General features: G+C 44.5%; 15 protein-coding genes. 10 read left to right on the top strand and 5 right to left on the bottom strand.

Annotation, left to right across the window (positions count from 1 at the left end; genetic code table 11):
* Nucleotides 1-12 precede the first annotated feature (12 nt).
* A complete protein-coding gene (locus tag RH949_RS29130) occupies nucleotides 13-192 on the top strand; it encodes a hypothetical protein (RefSeq protein ID WP_006099532.1) in 180 nt (59 codons plus the stop codon).
* 551 nt (nucleotides 193-743) lie between these two features.
* Here the strand turns inward: RH949_RS29130 and RH949_RS29125 are convergent.
* A complete protein-coding gene (locus RH949_RS29125) occupies nucleotides 744-2357 on the bottom strand; it encodes a helix-turn-helix domain-containing protein (RefSeq protein WP_446358085.1) in 1614 nt (537 codons plus the stop codon).
* Between the two features lie 354 nt (nucleotides 2358-2711).
* Here RH949_RS29125 and RH949_RS29120 point away from each other — a divergent pair, with 354 nt between their 5' ends.
* The 4 genes from RH949_RS29120 (at nucleotide 2712) to RH949_RS29105 (ending at nucleotide 8493) form a co-directional block, all read left to right on the top strand.
* Nucleotides 2712-2834 (top strand): hypothetical protein, encoded by a 123-nt coding sequence (locus tag RH949_RS29120; RefSeq protein WP_006099465.1) that lies wholly within the window; start codon nucleotides 2712-2714, stop codon nucleotides 2832-2834.
* Between the two features lie 669 nt (nucleotides 2835-3503).
* Nucleotides 3504-3671, top strand: coding sequence for a hypothetical protein (locus tag RH949_RS29115; protein WP_446358083.1), 168 nt, complete (start codon nucleotides 3504-3506; stop codon nucleotides 3669-3671).
* A 295-nt stretch (nucleotides 3672-3966) separates the two neighbouring features.
* Nucleotides 3967-6981, top strand: coding sequence for a PAS domain S-box protein (locus RH949_RS29110; RefSeq protein ID WP_446358081.1), 3015 nt, complete (start codon nucleotides 3967-3969; stop codon nucleotides 6979-6981).
* Between the two features lie 339 nt (nucleotides 6982-7320).
* Entirely contained in the window at nucleotides 7321-8493 is a 1173-nt protein-coding gene (locus tag RH949_RS29105) for a hypothetical protein (protein WP_006099570.1), read from the top strand.
* A gap of 215 nt (nucleotides 8494-8708) precedes the next feature.
* On the opposite strand, the gene RH949_RS29100 is transcribed toward RH949_RS29105, so the two are convergent.
* Complete coding sequence (locus RH949_RS29100) at nucleotides 8709-9359, bottom strand: hypothetical protein (protein ID WP_044205445.1); 651 nt, start codon at nucleotides 9357-9359, stop codon at nucleotides 8709-8711.
* A gap of 95 nt (nucleotides 9360-9454) precedes the next feature.
* Between RH949_RS29100 and RH949_RS29095 the strand changes: the two genes are divergently transcribed.
* The 3 genes from RH949_RS29095 (at nucleotide 9455) to RH949_RS29085 (ending at nucleotide 12642) form a co-directional block, all read left to right on the top strand.
* Complete coding sequence (locus RH949_RS29095) at nucleotides 9455-9577, top strand: hypothetical protein (RefSeq protein WP_006099244.1); 123 nt, start codon at nucleotides 9455-9457, stop codon at nucleotides 9575-9577.
* Nucleotides 9578-9648: 71 nt separating this feature from the next.
* Nucleotides 9649-10125, top strand: a complete 477-nt coding sequence (locus tag RH949_RS29090) for a thiol-disulfide oxidoreductase DCC family protein (RefSeq protein WP_446358078.1) — start codon at nucleotides 9649-9651, stop codon at nucleotides 10123-10125.
* A 708-nt stretch (nucleotides 10126-10833) separates the two neighbouring features.
* A complete protein-coding gene (locus tag RH949_RS29085; protein ID WP_446358076.1) occupies nucleotides 10834-12642 on the top strand; it encodes a glycosyltransferase family 39 protein in 1809 nt (602 codons plus the stop codon).
* Nucleotides 12643-13104: 462 nt separating this feature from the next.
* Here RH949_RS29085 and RH949_RS29080 read toward each other — a convergent pair whose 3' ends face one another.
* Nucleotides 13105-14124, bottom strand: a complete 1020-nt coding sequence (locus RH949_RS29080; RefSeq protein WP_446358074.1) for an isochorismatase — start codon at nucleotides 14122-14124, stop codon at nucleotides 13105-13107.
* Between the two features lie 154 nt (nucleotides 14125-14278).
* Here RH949_RS29080 and RH949_RS29075 point away from each other — a divergent pair, with 154 nt between their 5' ends.
* Entirely contained in the window at nucleotides 14279-15226 is a 948-nt protein-coding gene (locus RH949_RS29075; protein ID WP_006099231.1) for an NAD(P)-dependent alcohol dehydrogenase, read from the top strand.
* A 201-nt stretch (nucleotides 15227-15427) separates the two neighbouring features.
* Here RH949_RS29075 and RH949_RS29070 read toward each other — a convergent pair whose 3' ends face one another.
* Nucleotides 15428-16972, bottom strand: coding sequence for a mercuric reductase (locus tag RH949_RS29070; RefSeq protein WP_446358071.1), 1545 nt, complete (start codon nucleotides 16970-16972; stop codon nucleotides 15428-15430).
* A 236-nt stretch (nucleotides 16973-17208) separates the two neighbouring features.
* On the bottom strand, nucleotides 17209-17994 hold the full coding sequence (locus tag RH949_RS29065; protein WP_044205436.1) for a TVP38/TMEM64 family protein: 786 nt from the start codon (nucleotides 17992-17994) through the stop codon (nucleotides 17209-17211).
* 219 nt (nucleotides 17995-18213) lie between these two features.
* Between RH949_RS29065 and RH949_RS29060 the strand changes: the two genes are divergently transcribed.
* Nucleotides 18214-18795 carry a TetR/AcrR family transcriptional regulator gene (locus RH949_RS29060; RefSeq protein WP_446358069.1) on the top strand — a complete coding sequence of 194 codons (582 nt, stop codon included), beginning with the start codon at nucleotides 18214-18216 and terminating at the stop codon, nucleotides 18793-18795.
* Nucleotides 18796-18922 lie beyond the last annotated feature (127 nt).

Genomic DNA, 18922 nt, shown 5'->3' with positions numbered 1-18922 from the left:
AGGTTAATCCAAATGACCAAACAAAGGAACTTGAGTGCGGCTAAAATTATTATTGCTTTGCAGGTTCTGCTGACTCCTATGGTACTGGGAACGGTTAGTTATTGGGTAATTAATTCTGATTTCCAGGGGGTGATTCAATTGAAGTTAAACCGCGATGGGGGTGAAGTGTTGATTGATAGGCGTTCTGAGTAGAAGAACCTGGCGCGTATGTAGGGGCGGGTTTCACTATTGTCTTTTCGGTTGCACCCAGATGTGACTAAACCCGCCCTGACTTGACCTTTGATTTCGCTAGCTGGTCAGTTATAGCAATGGTGCGTTACCCTAAAATAGGGCTTTGTTTGTAGTAAGAACAAAGCGTGCTTTAACGCATAGCTGGAGAGGGCTAAAGCCCTGACTACGAACCTAATTAAAGACAATGATAGGGATGGGATAATGATACCAGAAATCGGGGAAGAATTGGACGCGATCGCGTGGAGTCAATTACTACTTGATAGAGAAATGGTGCGTTACGCTTCGCTAACGCACCCTACGAACTTAATCAAAGATTCTAGATAGGGACTGCGCTCAACTTTCGTTCAATTCCTACTTGATAATTAAGCTGTTCGGCATTTAAACCTTAATGTCAAGCATCGCCAAATCCTATATGTAGGGTGGGCAATGCCCACCCTACCACTATAGATAAGAACCCATCATTGTAGAGACGTTGCATGCAACGTCTCTACATCTGTTCTATTCCTGAACTATTATCCAGAATTCAATTCAGCCAAACCCAGCACTTCTTGCAACAGCCGTTGGTCTTCTAATTTTATCCGAAACCGTTCTTTCTCGATATCTCGAATCCAGCTTTGGCTTTTACCCGTCAATTGCGCCAAGTCGCGTTGACTGAGTTTGTTGCGTTGTCTCGCCGCGATAACATCTGCGCCAGAAAGTATAGATGACTGGGATTTAGTTTTGCGTTTGGTCAATCGTACCTTGTTCGGCTCAACGGTAGTCAGCGCATGTTCCCATTCTGCTTTCAGTTCAAACCATAAAATCCGGGCTTTCATTAACAGGTTCCATTTACCACGGGGCGCTGCATCCGTTAACCGCCTATTACTATTTCCATCTTGAATCCAAAATTCTAACGCCGCATCCGCATCGTCGGGAAGTTCTCCTAATTTCGCCCACATGGGTTGAATCTCCGGTAAGTACGTCACCGGATCAAACACAGGTTTGAGTCCATAATGACTGAGAACTTCTAAATCGGTTTCAAATGTCCGCACCAGACGTTTTCGTTCATCTCGCTGGGAAGACGCCCGCAGGAGTTTGTCCTCTCCATACGCCACCCGCATTAATGTGGGTACGGTAATCCGTTGTCGTTTGCCGATTCTGGTTTTAAACAGCAGCCACAGCATCATCCGTGTCGCCCCTTCATGATGTTGCCAGTTACTCATCACGGCGCTGAGTAAAGTTTGAGGCAAATTACCATACTGATAAAAGGCAGTTCGGTTTTGACAGCCTTGCCTATTTAAGAAGTATTTTGCCCAAATGCCTGCCCTAATCCGAAAGGTTAAACCAACCAAATGTTTATACCCTTGTTCGTCTTCTTGAAAATGATGTTCAATTGGCTGCAGATGCCACAAACGGCTTTGGGGAAGGCTAAATTCTGGGACTTTACCTTGCTTTGACCAATGAGCGCCGATGCTAATTTGGCAGGGCTGCTGGGCAAGCTGTTTGATTAGACTCAATTTAGCCGCTTTACTCAAATCTGTGCGTTTCTCTAATCCTAAATAGTTCTCAATTTGCACATCGTTGAGAGTAAACTCTTCCTGCCACGGTTTCTCTAAGGCTGTCGCGTATGCGGCATATATTAAATGGAGACAGGTGGCTTTGATATCCATCGCCTCAAGCGTCGCCTGGGCTTCGTCAGCCGATAACGTATCCGTTGAGTCTGTATCAAATGTATCAGTTAGCCAGAAGTCCACTTCACCTTGACCTTGACGCACCTGTCGCTGATAACAGAATTTTCCAGACGCATCAGTGTGCCAAGGGAGAGAAAGTCGCTGTGCTAATAGGTTGCACGCTTCCCAGATAACGATGGAGGAGGCAAAGGGATTGGTTTTGTCATCGGCAAATAAGTCGGGACTGGTAGGAGGTCTTTCATTCAGCTTGTATCGTCCCTTTTTCCCATGGGCAGGAACGGGAGAACTGATAGGACAGTGAATCACACATTGAGGTTCAGGATAATACCCTTCACAGTTGTTACACAGATTCGGATCAATCCACGTCTGGTTATCCTTGACTTTGATTGCACCCGTTGGACATTGAGTACGACAGATATCACACCCAGTACAACTTTGTGAGAGTTTGTAAGCCATAATGCTAGGAAACTACTGTAAGCTTTAATCTTTAAACGGTAAAATTCTGGACTCCAGAGGAACCTTGAGATTGCTTATTAATTTGATAGGGATTGAGTAACGGTCGATCCGACAATAGACAACTGCCACCGATGACTAGCTATAGAGTCTTGCCTCAAATCACTGATGGATTCATGGCATTTTCTTTATGCTTATCAAGAATCTTTATGATCAAATTTTTGCTTGTTCCCTTCAGGATATTTGTTCAACCTGAGCAATTGTCGATTTCTTAAGATTTCCTTTAGTAGGTAACACTTTTTAATACTTTTTTATACTAAAGTATTACTATAGAGAATCTGAGGTGACTAGACGTAAATGAAACGAACCACAATTACGATCAAAGTTACTGTTGAGCAAAAGCAGCAGCTTAAACAGGAAGCAGATAAAGACAAGCGAACGCTGTCAAACTATATCAAAGTAAAACTTGGCTTACTGTAAGCCAGGTGAGTCCCAATCCTGGCTCTAAAGTGCTGTTTTTGCTAAAAAATGCCCAATTTTAATGTCTGAGAGGAGGATTTGACCTATTTTGATCTCGACTGATTGATTTTGGCGATGAAGCGTCATATTCAGCGATTTAAAACTTGCATCAGTTTTATGCAAAGCTTACTTGTAGGTTACTAAACAGTGACAAAATAGCGATCCCATTACATTGGCAGCTTGCCACTCCTGAACTGTCTAATTACAGATGATTTGTAGGAAGTATAGCGCTATTGGTTTCGTTAAGTTGTTGGCTGATTCACCCATAAAACAGTTGGAGCGTGGCAAGTTGTCTATCTCTAGATAGGGGAAATTTTTCTGTAAAAATGAGCTTATTTTGTAGTCTAATTAACTGAAATATATACTCCAATAAGCTAAGGAACTTACCTTTTGTTTATATTCTCTGGTATTTGGTATCAATTTTAACAAATTTTCGATGAAATTTTGGATATTAGTGATTGGAAAGTCAGATCAAGTAGGTGGCGAGAATTAACGTAACAAGAGCGACTTGATCAGCCGGGTTTGATCATTACTCTTAAGGAGTCGGACACGATTAAAGTTGACCGTTGAGATTGAGAAAACTTTAAGCCGTCACGCATTGAAATTAGGAATGGGTAGGGAGGATGACGCATGAAGATCCCCGCCGTTAACTTTGATTGTGCCTACCGATTTAACACGAGTACCACGGACTTAAAGCAGGTGGGCAATGCCCACCCTACGGTATATAGTGCGATCGCTTTCATCAGAGAAAAATCAGTAGATGTAGCTCGATTTAAGAACTTGCCTTATCATGAGTGAGTTGGTTGGTTACCAATGGTCAACCTCTCCTCAAGTCAGAATCTATCCATTGACCATTGCTTGCACTGACAACACCTACCACTGAGGAAACTGGGCATGTGTGGTAGATGACAGGCGATTTGAGCTAAGGACTTTACAATTAGTTACATGAATGTGCATAATGGCAAACGGTAACATCTATTAACATTATTTATGTCAAAGGCGAAAAAATTTAATAAAAATTTAAGCATTCAACCGTTCACTCCCGCAAAACCCTCGCAATAGTTGAGCCACGCCTCTGAGTGTGGAGAAAATCATGGCTATTTTACCCAATTCCCTTGAATCTACCCCCAACTCCACCAAAGACCAACAGACACCGGAATCGCAACAACACAGCGAAGCCCAATTTCAGGCGTTAGTTGCCAATATTCCGGGCGCTGTCTATCGTTGTACCTGGGACTCGGTTGGAACGATGACGTTTCTGAGTTCAGCGATTCAGGATATTTCTGGCTATGAGGCGTCAGAGTTTATTAGCGATCGCATCCGTTCCTTTGACAGTATTATCCACCCTCACGATCGCCGTCGTGTGAAAGAAAGCGTGGGACAAAGTATTGACAACCAGCACTCCTACGTGCTGGAGTACCGGATTGTCCGCGCAGATGGCAAAATCGCTTGGGTCTATGATAAAGGTCAAGGGACGCGGGATGAGAATGGTGTCGTCCAATGGCTGGATGGCGTGATCCTAGATATTAGCGATCGCAAACAAACAGAACTTCAACTGCGAGAGACGCAAGCCTTCCTCAACTCCGTGATCGAGAATCTCCCGGTGGGTGTCTTTATTAAAGATGCCAAAGAATTACAGGTGATGTACTGGAACAAAACCAGCGAAGAACTCTTGGGTTACTCAAAAGCCCAAGTTCTGGGTAAGAGTGACTATGATTTTTTACCCTACCAACAAGCCCGACTCTTACGGGCGAAGGATCGACAAATTCTCATGGGGAGTACATTAGTCGATATTCCTGAAGCCCCCTTGAACACGCCCCATCGCGGTGAACGCATCGTTAATGCCAAAAAAGTCCCCTTGCTGGATGAAACGGGTACACCCCAGTATCTACTAGGGATTTTTGAAGATATCACAGAACGCAAGCAAGCCGAAGCCGCCCTGCGAGAATCGGAACGTCATTATCGCTGTATCGTGGAAACCGCATCCGAAGGGGTTTGGGTGTTTGATGAGAATAACCAAATCACCTTCGCCAATAGTCGCATGACGCAAATGCTAGGGTATACGATCACACAAATGCAGGGGCGATCGCTGTTTGATTTTATTGACAGCGAATCCCAAGCGCTGATCCAAACCTACTTAGATCGTCGCCGTCAAGGAATCCAGGAACGCTACGATTTCAAGTTTCGCCGCCAAGATGGATCAAATCTATGGGCGATTATTTCGGCGACGCCACTATTTAATGATCAAGGGGGGTTTGTCGGCGTACTCAGAATGATCACCGACATTAGCGATCGCAAACAAGCCGAGGAAGCCTTACAGGAGAGAGAACAATTTTTAAGCAGCATCCTCAATGGTGTGGAAAACTCGATTAGTGTCGTCGATGTTCATCAACACCAGAGTGAACCTGATCCATCCTGGGAATTCCGTTATGTGGATGTGAATCCCGCTTACGAACAGTTAATCGGTATCCCCGCCGAACAGTTACGGAATCAATCCCTCGGTGCGATCTTACCGCCGGATCGGGCAATCACGATAACTGAACATTACACAACCTGTGTCCAGACGGGAACATCCCTATCCTATGAAGAATGTTTTAGTGTACAGGGACAAGAACGGTGGTGGATTACCACATTAACCCCCCTGCGCGATCAACACGGACAGATCTATCGGGTGGTGAGTACCAGTACCAACATTACTCAGCGCAAGCAAGCGGAACAAAAAACGGCGCGATTGACGGCGATTTTGGAAAGTACCACCGATTTTGTCAGTATGTGTGAACCGGATGGGACGCTCCTCTATATTAATAAGGCGGGGCGGCAATTAGTGGGACTTGAGCCAGATCAGCAGATCAGCCATCTGCGGATGTGGGATTTCCATCCTGAGTCAGTGAACCAACGGTTGTTCGCCGAAGCCTTACCCACCGTGATCCAAGACAAAGTATGGCAGGGTGAAACCTCACTCGTGCACCAACAGGGTTGGGAAATTCCTGTATCTCAGGTGGTGATGGCGCATCCCGGCGCAACCGGAGAGGTGGAGGTGTTTTCCACAATTATCCGGGATATTAGCGATCGCAAACAAGCCGAGGAAGCCTTGCAGAAATCGGAACAGGAGTTGAGAGTCAAAAACCAGGATCTCCAGCACACCTTAGATCAACTCAAAAAGACGCAAACCCAACTGATTCAACAGGAAAAAATGGTTAGCTTGGGTCAGATGGTGGCGGGTATTGCCCACGAAATCAATAACCCGATTGGTTTCATTGCCGGGAATATTACCTATACTCGTCAATATGGGATGGAATTGTTGCAGTTGTTGCAACTCTATGCTAAGCATTATCCCGAACCCGTTGCCGAAATTCAAGCCGAGATTGAGGCTGTTGATTTAGACTTTGTGAGGGCAGATTTTCCCAAACTCTTGAACTCCATGGAAGAGGGTGCCAATCGCATCCGTCAAATTGTCTTATCCCTGCGGAATTTCTCCCGTTTAGATGAGGCGGAAATTAAGCCGGTGGATATCCATGACGGGATGGAAAGCACCTTACTCGTTTTACAGCATCGACTCAAATCAACACTGAATCGTCCAGAAATTCAGGTTGACAAACATTATGGCAACTTGCCATTGGTAGAATGCTACGCCAGTCAGCTTAATCAGGTGTTTTTGAATATCCTGGGGAATGCCATTGATGCCTTAGACACCCACCCGGAACCCCGCAGGATTACGATATCTACGGCAGTGAGTTCTCAATTACCCGTTGTCCCATTGGAGGAGTCACCAGACAAGGAACCCCAGAACTCGCAACCGATTGAACGGGTAATTATTCGGATCAAGGATAATGGTCCAGGTATCCCCGAAGCGATTCAAAAACAAATCTTTGATCCGTTCTTTACTACCAAATCCATTGGCACAGGGACAGGTTTAGGGTTATCGATTTCTCAATCAATTGTGGTGGATAAACATGGGGGTCAATTAACCTGTATTTCCCAACCGGGTCAAGGGACAGAGTTTGTAATTGAGTTACCGATAAAGCAACAATTGCTCTCGTCTCCGCTTACGTTTTCATTTGGGGAATCTTTCCCCTTATCACCCAAGTTTGTGCAGTCGTCAGCATGAGTTAGCAGAGACGTTCCGCCGGAACGTCTCTACAAGTCTACTACCTAAGAGATAAAGGAAGTGTCACTTCATCGGATTTGGTATAATATATACCCTAGCCACTACCCATCATGGCAATACCATCCGCGCTAATCGTCACGTTAAGTCAGGCAGTTTTTTCATCCGTCACAGATTTAACCGGAATTAAAAAAAACACACAGAAATATTTAAATAGGCTTTACATAACTTTTTTGCGCTGAAGTTATGATGTGGATATAAAAAAACAATCTGAAATGCGGCGAAGTTGAAATTAGGACAGCTTACCCACAACCATTGCTCTGATAACCCGACTCCTGAATTATGCTGAAAACTACCCAACTGGTCAAAAAAAGTTCAGTCGAACGCCTCGTCAAGCTATGGGCGCAGCGTTACATGCCAGACTTGTCAACTCTATCCTCAATAGAAGGGGGGTTGACTCCCACTGATTTAATCGCAGCATCTTCTAGAGAAGGGCGAATTCAAACCGTTGCCGAAATACGGCGCTTAGTCCAGATCCACTGTGAACGCGCTGGGATGAAAACCAATGCTCTTTTCTCTTATGTCCCTAATGTTGTGAATTTAGCTGAAGCTCGGCGATTGGCTCAGTTTGGAGCAAAGGCTTATTCCAAGGCAATGGATGTTTACTTGCAGCAATCGCCATCTACCTCATCCCTAGCTGCAATGCGATTGACACTGACTCAAAATAACTCCAAAAAAGTAATTGATTTATCAAGCAAAGTCTTTGCAAATTGGGCGAAACAAGCCTTAGAATTACCTGCCATTGAACAGCTCTACACAGAACTTGAACCCTCATTATTGGAACTTCAACAGCAACATCTAGTCTCAAAAGACCCGCGCACAATTGGCTTTATCAATACCCAGTTTCACTTCAGTGCCGCATTAATCCTCAACAAACTCACCCTTGCCGAGCAAGTGTTAGTCAGCCCCTATCTGAAGTTTATCGAAGAGCAAGCTTGTATTCCCTGGAGACGGGTGTGTTCAGCGGCTGCCCAGCATGAGCCAAGTTCACCTATCTTAGCCATTGTCGAACAGATGCTACCGCTCAGTCACGAAATTGCCAACAAAGTTTACAATCAATGCATCGAATTATTCCCTCATCATCAAAGCCGTCGAGGTGGACTAATTGACTCAGGTGTAACAGCCTCGACAACCAGAGATCTAAATATGTTCCAAAGCTATTTATGGTTATGTGTGCTAGAGGAAAGTATGGCAGCCGTGGAACAAGAACTCGTGCCTTTATGTGTTATGGTTTTTCCTAGCGTAGATGTAGATTGGGATCTGGTAGCGGATATGACCAAATTACTCATAGATGAAGTCCTCGACCGTATTCCAGCAAACTCAAAGTATCTAGTACAACCCTATGCTTACACCATGAATGAAATCTTCTCCAATCTTGAGCAGAAAGCTGATGAACTTAGTCAAGGATTGTATAAATTCGTTGACGATTCAATGCGACTGACGATGAGACAGTAGGCTAAATCTGACAATGGGAATTGATCATTGGAAACGGATAAAAGCCATAGGCAAACCAGCGCAGCTTATCGGGTACGCCTTTAGTTTTAGCGCCAAAACAGGAAGCTGAGCAATATCGACTTGAGCCGTCGTAAAGAGGGGTAATGGATTCACCCCTTTTTATAGCACTATGGGGATAGGTTAGGACATCAGTTGATCCCAATACGGTCAATACTTCAGGGTGAATAGTGTAACCTACAGATAGTTTTGATAACTTGTAACAACTGGATTGACTGTTCTGGGCGAATTAGGCTAAGTTCTGGAAAAAGTTGATAGGTAGGTGGGTTTCCTGGCTGGATATAGATAAACTGATAATCAAGTCCATTCGTCGTCAGTCCCCAAATTCCCGCTTGAGACTCTAGGCGTTGATAGGCGTAAGTCAGCAGTTGTGGTAACCCTTCTAAAGCGTTAACTGTACTATTTTTGGTTTCAATCAACAAAATGACAAACCTTGTGTCACTGCTTCTTTGGTGTACCCGATTGACTGCCAGAATATCCATTCTCCCTTTGATAATCGTGTCTTCATCTTCAATATCAATCTCAGCAATGTTTTCTTCTAGCGTGATGTTTATATCTGTGTGATAGAAGCCAGCAAACCAGAGTAATTGAGCGATGGGGAATAATCTGACTTGTCCTTCAGTCACTTTTCCCGCATCGTAGTAACTACGGAAAACCTGCCGAATCTTTAAGACTTCATCATGTTCAAGTTGGGTTAGAGGTTCCAGGGAGAGATAGGAAAGAATTGAATCATTTAACTGTTCTTCAAATTTCCAAATCCGATAAACATCGTTCATTGTCAAACGGCTAGCATCTAGACTCGTTGTCATTGATTGACTCCTTATATTTCTATGCCCTCGTTAGGCAAACGTCACACAGTTGACAACTGGTACTATGCCAACCTCTCTGGCACAAAATCCATGTTATGACTATCTTGACAAATTTGACGAATAATGTATCAAGCCGAGCAGAACAGCGCGATCGCAGGTTATCCGCTTCAGGTGATGATCACCAGATGACCCTGGATTCAATCATAGAGATAAGTTGACAGGGCAATCTCTATTTATTAAGATTTGTTAATATAGCTATAAAACCGTTGACAAACGAAGAAAAATATTGATGTCTAGCGCTGAAACCCTAACCCGATCCAATCCACAAGCCCCATCCTGGCAAATCAAGCTACTCTATGATGGTGAGTGTCCCTTGTGTCTACGAGAAGTTAACTTTCTCCAAGAACGGGATGCGGGTCGAGGATTAGTGGAATTTGTCGATATTGCCGATGAATCCTATAATCCTGAAGACAATAGCGGGATTGATTATGAAACGGCAATGGGACGCATTCATGCAATATTACCAGATGGTAAAATTATCAAAGATATTGAAGTATTTCGTACTGTCTACGAGATTCTAGGAATGGGTTGGATATATGCCCCGACTCGCCTACCCATCCTCAATAGTTTAGCCAATCAAATTTATACTATCTGGGCAAACTTACGCCTCAAACTGACAGGACGCCCCAGTCTAGCCACCTTAGTTGCCCAACGTCAACAGGGTTTAGATTGTCAAGATGATCAAAAATGTCGCCTAGAGCATTAATCTAGATTTAGAGACGTGTCATGGCACATTTGTTATTTGGTAGGGGAATGAAACAGCTAAAATGGAGGAACAGATTTTACCATTGAAGTGGGCGCACGCTATGCGCCCCTACGGTTTCCGGGCGTAATTCTAATTTATCAAATAAGGGTAAGGATTCAGGTCTGCGTTTAGCTCATTCATCAGCCTGGGTCATTCATTACATGATGCAATATTTCAACGAATATATCCCTAATCAAATTTGGAATTTTGAGCAGGTATAGCAACCGCCATAGCGGTTAGGACACATCATTTATGTAGAGACGCGCCATGGCGCGTCTCTACAATGGTGCCGAAAGTCCTAATCGATGTGTCTACTGCTATAATTTTGGCTCATGGAGATTTGATCGAATGTGCAGCAAGGGAACGGTTACAAAAGGCTTGGCAGGGAATCTTGTTGCATTGATTTAGAAACATGTAGAGGTGGTTTAGGAACTCTGTAGGGGCGGGTTTAGGAACTAAAGTTAGCTTATTTACCGATCACGCAACAACAAAACCCGCCCTGGCTCACCGATAACGCTTTGATCTACTGTACTTTATTACAGCGCAAAGAGCTGTAAACCTATCCTAATGAGCGTGGCGTTGACTTAAAGGTTTGTTGTAGGTGATGCTAGCTTTGATGGCGAAGACAGCGCAACTACAAACATTACTCCTCTGTTCCCGTTGAATATTTTGCAATCCCGGAAAAACTTTAATCTACTCCTGCTACTGGTATGGATTGTCATTGGTGCGGCGTTGCGCTTCACCAATATTACCCTGAAGTCCCCTTGGACGGATGAGTTTGCGACGCTGGTGTTTAGCTTGGGTAATAGTTTTCAGACTGTACCCCTTGACCAAGCTATTTCCCTAGAAACATTGTTGCATCCTCTACAACCAAACCCAGAAGCTGGCGTGGGTTTAGTCTGGCAGAAGCTGTTAACCGAGGATCACCATCCGCCACTTTATTTTATGCTGGCGCATAAGTGGATGCAGTTATTTCCCACTTCAGGAGAGTATATCTCACTTTGGGCGGCGCGATCGCTCCCCGCTTTTTTTGGGGTTCTCTCTATCCCAGCCATGTATGGATTAGGCTGGCTGGCGTTTCGTTCGCAGGTTGTGGCACAATTTGCTGCTGCGATGATGGCGGTGTCGCCGTTTGGGATTTATTTGGCACAGGAAGCACGTCATTATACGTTAGGTATTCTGTGGGTTATCGCTTCCCTGAGTTGCTTTGTTGTGGCGGTACAGCATCTCAAACGCCGCACAGCTTTACCGATTAAGGTGGTATTAGTTTGGGTTCTAGTGAATAGTTTGGGTATCGCCACCCACTATTTTTTTAGTTTGACCCTTTTTGCTGAAGGAATTGCCCTGATGGGATTGGGGTTGTGGCATTATCGTGTTGGGTGGAAACCAGGGATAAACGGTAGGGAAACGCCCGTGGAGTTGTACCCAGAAAAGAATTCAGCCCCAAAATCGTTGAATTGGTGGCGGATTTTGGCGGCGGCGATGGGAACAGGAATTGGTGGTTTGGTGTGGATACCCGTGTTACAGGGAGGGTATGAATCCCAGATGGCGGATTGGATGATGCTGAACCGGGAAAGTCTGTTGAGTTGGATTAATCCGATTTTTCAGACGTTGGCGGCTTGGATTACGATGGTGTCGCTGTTACCTGTGGAATCCTCATCATTAGGGGTTGTGCTGGTGTCTGGGGCGGTGATGATTGGGTTCTTTGTCTGGGTTATTCCCTTTGTTTATCGGGGGGGTAAAACCTTGGTGCGACAGGCACAAACGCGCTGGGATACTGGGGTTTTAGCGGGGTTTGTCTTAAGTGCGATCGCGCTATTTTTTGCTATAACGTATATTCTAGGCAAAGACTTGACCAGAGGCGCACGCTATCACTTTGTTTATTTTCCGGCTGTCATCCTATTAATCGCCGCCGCCTTAGCTGTTATCGGGAAAACGTCTCACAAATTACACAACTTTTCCCTTTGGCGAAACCGGAGTCAACTTGTCGTCGTGATGGTGGGAGTAATGGGACTATTGAGTGGGATTACAGTAGTCAATAACTTAGGCTATCAAAAATATTATCGTCCCGACCTTTTAGTGCCAATTATTGAACAAGCATCCTCTTCACCCGTTCTCATCGCGACTACCCATAATACCTTAGTGCAAACGGGGGAAATGATGGGAATTGCTTGGGAGTTAAAGAATCATGACTCATCTGCTATCACAAATCCCCAATTTCTCCTGGCTCATCAAGACAAATATCGTTGTCAAGCGTCAACCTGCCCCGCCTCAACCACTCTTGAACAAACACTAGCTCAACAACCACGCCCTCTAGATATATGGCTGGTCAATTTTAAAGCGACAGTAGCCGATTTACCTAACTGTTATCCTGAAGATTTTTCTCAGAATAAGGTATGGGTAGATGGTTATAATTATCAACTGTATCACTGCTTGGCTAATGATTATGAGGGTTCCTCGGCGTCGGATTTGCCGTAATGCCTAAGCTGTTTGGCATTTAAAATTAACCTTAAACCCGATAGAAAAAACCAGCCGATTTTTAGCGCGATCGCACGTCAAAGATGTGGTATAAATTGGTAATTTAAGGAAACGGTTGGGTTAAATGGTGGGGCAGGGTGGGTTTTGCAGAACAGTTATTGGTTTCTTTATTAATTTTGTTCCTAAACCCACCCCTACTCTGGATGTTATGCCCCAATATCAGCGTTTTATATTAATCTGAAACCCGATATAAAGACCTAGCCTATTTTTAGTGCGATCGCACGGCAAAGATGTAGGGGCGAGTTTAGGGACAATTTGTAGGGGCGGGTTTAGGGACTCAATTAGATAGTCACCGATAAATGAACAACGAAACCCGCCCTCCCCACCTCAAAATCAAAAACAAAACCCGCCCTGATCCCAACCCTAATTTATTACAATTTTTTGGTATTTTTTGTCTAACATTCAATTAATAAGTTCAGTGGATTTGACCCGATGCATTCCCGCATCAGCAAACCGTTGAAACGCCGCATCAGCTTGTTCCGTAAAATCCGCACCTCCAGGAACCACAACTGGAGACGTACAATCGTCCAGTAAATAAACTTTCTCGGCTAACTTGGCATCTCTGGCTTGAATTTCACCCAGCAAATTATCCACTGTCCAAGCCACACAATGGCTCTTGGCTTGACCTGCAATAATTAATCGGTCAAACTCTAACAATTTTTCCAGAAACGCCGTGTTCTTTTGGGCAATAGGTTCGTCATTCTGGTCAAAAAGAACTTCCGCCTGGAGAACCGAGTAATTTTCAGTCAGCGGATTACTACCTTTCATTTCAAAATGGGTCTGACTTTGGCGAGCAACATTATGGAATAAACAAGCCTCTTCCACCGCAGACACCAAAGCGTGACTAATTCCCCCCAGCATGGCATGGTAGGGCCAAATAATTAATGGATATTTGCTATCACAATTGAGCGTCTTGGCATAATGCAGCGCATAATCTTGTAACCATTTCTCATCACCCTGGCGAATCCGAGGTACAACGGCTGGATTGATTTTCCACACGCCTTTTTCTACATCCTCCATGGAGATATTCGTCATCGCAGGTGGATGTTCTCCAGCATCGTTAATCCAAAATATAGGATGAAAAATTTGCATCGCGGTATGGGTATCCATCGTTGCTGCAATTTCGGTGATCACTCCTAAATTGCGGTAGATAAATTCACACAATCGCACATTATCATCAACCGCTCCCGTACCCGATTGACCACCGACAAATAATTCAAAGTCTGGAATACAAAAGGTATTCTGAACATCGATTAGCAATAAACCAATCCGGGTTTCATCTTCATGGGCTGGCTGGAGATGATGCTGTTTTGCCCAAGCTTCGGCTTGGTTGACCCGCTCTTGATAGGGAACACGCCAGACGTCTCCAACCTGATTGGAGTTGAAATGGGAGGGGATGGGGAGTTGAGTATTATTACTCATCACTAATCAATCCTGTTCACGAAAGCATCTGACAACTATACTATGGGTAATTAACTCACGTTCAGAGTCTTCCTCAAGACTGAGATATTGTTCTAGAGAGTATTGTTACATTTTAGAAGAATTGGTAATAATCTCTATGGAGAAAGAATAGTTGATGAAATCAGTTGCAATTAATCAGTATGGTGGAACGGATGTCTTACACCTTATAGACTTGCCAACTCCATCCATCAAAACTAATGAGATATTGGTCAAAGTCCATGCTACCAGCGTTAATCCCATTGACTGGAAAATCAGACAGGGAATGCTGCAACTCTTAACGGGCTATAACTTTCCCATAATTTTGGGATTTGATATTTCTGGGGAAGTTGTCGAGGTGGGAACGGCTGTGACTCGTTTTCAACCCGGTGACCAAATCTATGCCTGTCTTGATAATCTCACGGGTGGTGCTTATACGGAGTATGCGGTTGTGTCAGAACCAGCCGCTTGTCCTAAACCAGAAAAACTCTCTCACAAAGAAGCGGCGGCTGTTCCCTTAGCCGGACTCACAGCGCTGCAAGCCTTGCGAGATGAGGGAAAAATCAAAACGGGGTACAACGTGCTGATTAACGGCGCGTCGGGTGGTGTGGGTAGCTTAGCGGTACAAATTGCCAAGGCGTTTGCAACTCAGGTGACAGGGGTTTGTAGTGGTAAAAATAGTGAGTTCGTGAAACAATTGGGTGCTGACCGAGTGATTGACTATACTCAGCAGGATTTTACTAAGGATACTGCTAAGTACGATATTATTTTCGATGTGGTTGGAAATCAATCCTTCTGGGGTTGTCAAGACTGTTTGCAACCCAACGGCGTTTATATTACGACTCAGCCCTATCCGGTTAACTTTCTGGAGACTTTTGTCACGGCGGTTCTTCCGGGGAAAAAAGCTAAAGTTGTGGTTGTCAAATCCAATGGTTTGGATTTAAAGTCTCTCAAAGAACTGATTGAAGTTCAGAAAGTTCGCCCAGTTATTGCACAAACCTATCCCTTGTCTGCTGTTGGTAAGGCGCATCAGGAAAGTGAACAAGGTCATGTGGTGGGTAAGTTGGTGATTATGGTTGAAAATTGAAGATTTTGACTCTTCGCTGCGTTTGAGGAAACCTGGTTTGTAGGGGCGGGTAATGGAACTTTCTTTTCGCTTTGATGATAACGTTTGTGCAAAACCAGCCCCTACACGCCCATCTGTGTAATTCTTTAGAAAATGTTAATCTTTACCGTTCGTAGTCGGCACTTTAGTGCCATCAGCGCTAAAGCGCTTACTACAAGCTTGCTATGATAACTTAGTCAGTAATCCTAAAAAGCGCTTTGTATTGGGTGTCAACAGTGTGCGCCGATACGCATCAGCCGCTTTCTTAATCCCTTCGGCTTGCGTTGGATAAGGATGAATCGCACTACTCAGCTTACTCAACCCCACGTTTCCCACAATCGCCGTTGTCACTTCACTAATCATCTCCCCCGCATGACGCGCCACGATTGTCGCGCCCAGAATTTTATCCGAACCTTTCTGATGGTGGATTTTCACAAATCCGTCCTCTTCCCCATCCGCGATCGCACGATCTACCGTATTAAATGGTATCTTAATTGTACTCACCTTCATTCCCTTTTCCTGAGCTTCATCTTCATACATGCCGACATGAGCAATTTCTGGGTCAGTATAGGTTACCCAAGGCATGACTAAATCACTGAGTTTAGACCGCCCTAAGCCGAAGGGAGAAAACAACGTATTTTTAATTACAATTCGTGCTGCTGCATCCGCTGCATGGGTGAATTTCCATTTCATACAAATATCACCCGCCGCATAAATATTCCGATTCGTTGTTTGTAGATAATCATTAACCTTTATCCCTTTGCGGTGGTACTCCACGCCAACAGCGTCTAAATTCAACCCTTCTATATTCGGCGCACGCCCTGCACCCACTAAAATTTCATCAACAATGATCGACTCATCCTGACCATTACAGGTATAGTGCAGTAACTTACCTTCATCCATCTTGACTGCTCGTTTCATTTTGCAATCCAAGACTAAGCGAATACCTTCTTGTTCAAACTTATGCTGCACAATTTCGGCGGCGTCAGTATCTTCTTTATTTAAAAGGTGAGAATGGCGATGGAAAAGAATTACCTCACAGCCTAAACGACGGAAGGCTTGTGCCAATTCACAGCCAATCGGTCCCCCGCCAATGACTGCCAGCCGTTTGGGGCGTTCGGTTAAGGAAAAGACAGTTTCATTGGTCAGAAATCCTGCCTCTTCTATACCCTCAATAGATGGGCGTACTGCTCTAGCGCCTGTTGTAATTACCGCTTTTTTAAACCGCAAAATTTTATCGCCTACGGCAATAGTATTAGAATCTTGAAACGACCCTTCTCCTAAGAAAATATCAATATTATAGGTTTGTTTAAAGCGTTGGGCTGAATCATGATGACTAATTCCAGCCCGTAGCTTCCGCATCCGTTCCATGACGGCGGGAAAATCAATATCAATCTGTTCAGGAGGACGAATTCCAAAATCTCCCGCCTCTTTCATTTGAGCGACAACACGAGATGAGCGAATAATACATTTAGAGGGGACACATCCAACATTTAAACAATCCCCACCCATCAGATGGCGTTCGACTAAGGCAACTTTTAAGCCAATATCCATCCCAGCAGCACCGGCGGCGGTGACTAATCCTGCGGTTCCTGCACCAATTACCACCAGATCATACCGATCAGCGGGTTTGGGATTAACCCAATCCGGTGGATGAACATGGGAAACCAATTGCTGGTTATAGTCATCCATGGGTGGGACAATTACTCTCTCAGATGTTGATGTCATTTGTTACTCCTTAATAGTGATTGGGGATTGGGGAAACGGTATTTTTTTTTAGTCTCTCACTTTGATCGGGGCGGGTTTAGTTACATCTGGGTGAGGTCAAGAAAGATAGTTGTGAAACCTACGCCTACACACTCAAAATTTGGTCGGGGCGGGTTTAGTTACATCTGGGTGACAAAAAAAGATAGTTGTAAAACCCGCCCCTACAGACTCAAATACCACGTCTAGAACATTCAAAACTAATCAGAAACGCTTTCATCGAGAACCACATCATCCGATACTTTTTCATCTAAGGCTTTTTTAGCAACTTTGGTAACATATACAGTAACAGCAACGGTAGCGATAAATCCAATAATCCGAATTGTCCATTGCACCGCCGGATTAGTCGGTTGTGCTTCTGTCCCCACCATCGCCAGACTACCCGCTAAAGAACCAATATAAACGTACATAATCGTTCCGGGAATCATACCCACAGAACCGAAAAAGTAGTCTTTCAACGAAACCCCGGTTAATCCATAAGCGTAGTTTAATAAATTAAAGGGAAACACAGGCGACAGTCGGGTTAATAGCACGATTTTAAATCCTTCCCCACCCACTGCATCGTCAATCGCTTTAAATTTTTCGTTTCCAGCAATTTTATTGGCTACCCAACCCCTCGCCAAATACCGCCCTACCAGGAAGGCGGCGGTTGCTCCCAAGGTGGCGCCAATAAACACATAGATAGAACCCAAAACAACGTCAAAGACAACGCCAGCGCCTAGGGTGAGGATGGAACCGGGCAGGAATGCTACGGTGGCAATAATATAAAGTACGATAAACGCGATCGCACCAACTGGACCGAGGTTTTGAATCCACTGCAAAGCGTTGCGTAACCAGTCTTGGGGATTGAATCCTGAACCCGTGGCTGATTCCTGCGCCAAGGCGGGATTGGCGGCAATTAGTAATGTTGTACTAACCGCCAGCAGCGTGAATAGGGTTAGCTTGTATAGCTTTCTCAGGTTTCGGGGATGGAATTGGCGTTTCATTCAGTTGTCTCTCCTCTGTTGACCTATCTGATCAATCATGCATCATCCCAGGTGCATCGTTATGATTATCCTAAACGGATAGGCTGAGAATTCCCTGAAAATAAACGAAATGTCTGATGAATTAGGACTCTAAATCTCCTATTCCCTATATCTTTAAAAAAATACTTGACTATTTGTTCCAGAAACGATAGAGTCTTCCTAGAAGCAAATACGAGAGTGATGGCTCGACACAAAGAGTTTGACCGGAAGGAAGCTTTAGAGAAAGCCATGGAAACCTTTTGGTGCTATGGTTACGAAGGAACTTCCATCCAAGTTTTGGTCAAAAACATGGGCATTAACCGAGGGAGTCTCTACGACACCTTTGGTGATAAACGTGCTTTATTTCAAGCCGCGATCGCCCATTATGATCAAACCGTAGTTAAGGATGCGATCGCCCGACTCGAAGCCCCGGATGCCTCTAAGTCAGCCATTATTGATCATTTCTATACCCTGATTGATCGAGCGGTTACAGATGTTCAACGGCGAGGCTGTTTGATCACCAATACAGCGGTTGAACTCTGTCCCCATGATCCCGATACCGCGACTCGTATCGCCACCAATCTGAAACGGATTGAACGGGCGTTTTATCAAGCGTTAGTCAGGGCAAAAGAAAAAGGAGAACTCAGCGATAAGCATGATCTAAACGCTTTAGCCAATTTCCTGACTTGTACCTTACAAGGCTTGCGGGTTACCTCTAAAGTTAACCCAGATCGGGAGGCTTTGCGGAGTATTGCTCAGGTAGCCCTCTCGGTTCTCGACTAATGCAGATCTTTTTTTTGAACAATTTTGGAACATTTGTTCCATAAAAGTAAATCACTGGAGAATTTTGATGACATTGACCCAAGAAATCAACACCCTACGCCAGCAAATCCAAGCCAAGATGTCTGAG

The organism is Coleofasciculus sp. A1-SPW-01 (assembly GCF_040217205.1).
GTDB lineage: Bacteria > Cyanobacteriota > Cyanobacteriia > Cyanobacteriales > Coleofasciculaceae > Coleofasciculus > Coleofasciculus chthonoplastes_A.
Note: the sequence above shows the minus strand (reverse complement) of the source record. Positions and strands in the feature narration are given on the sequence as shown.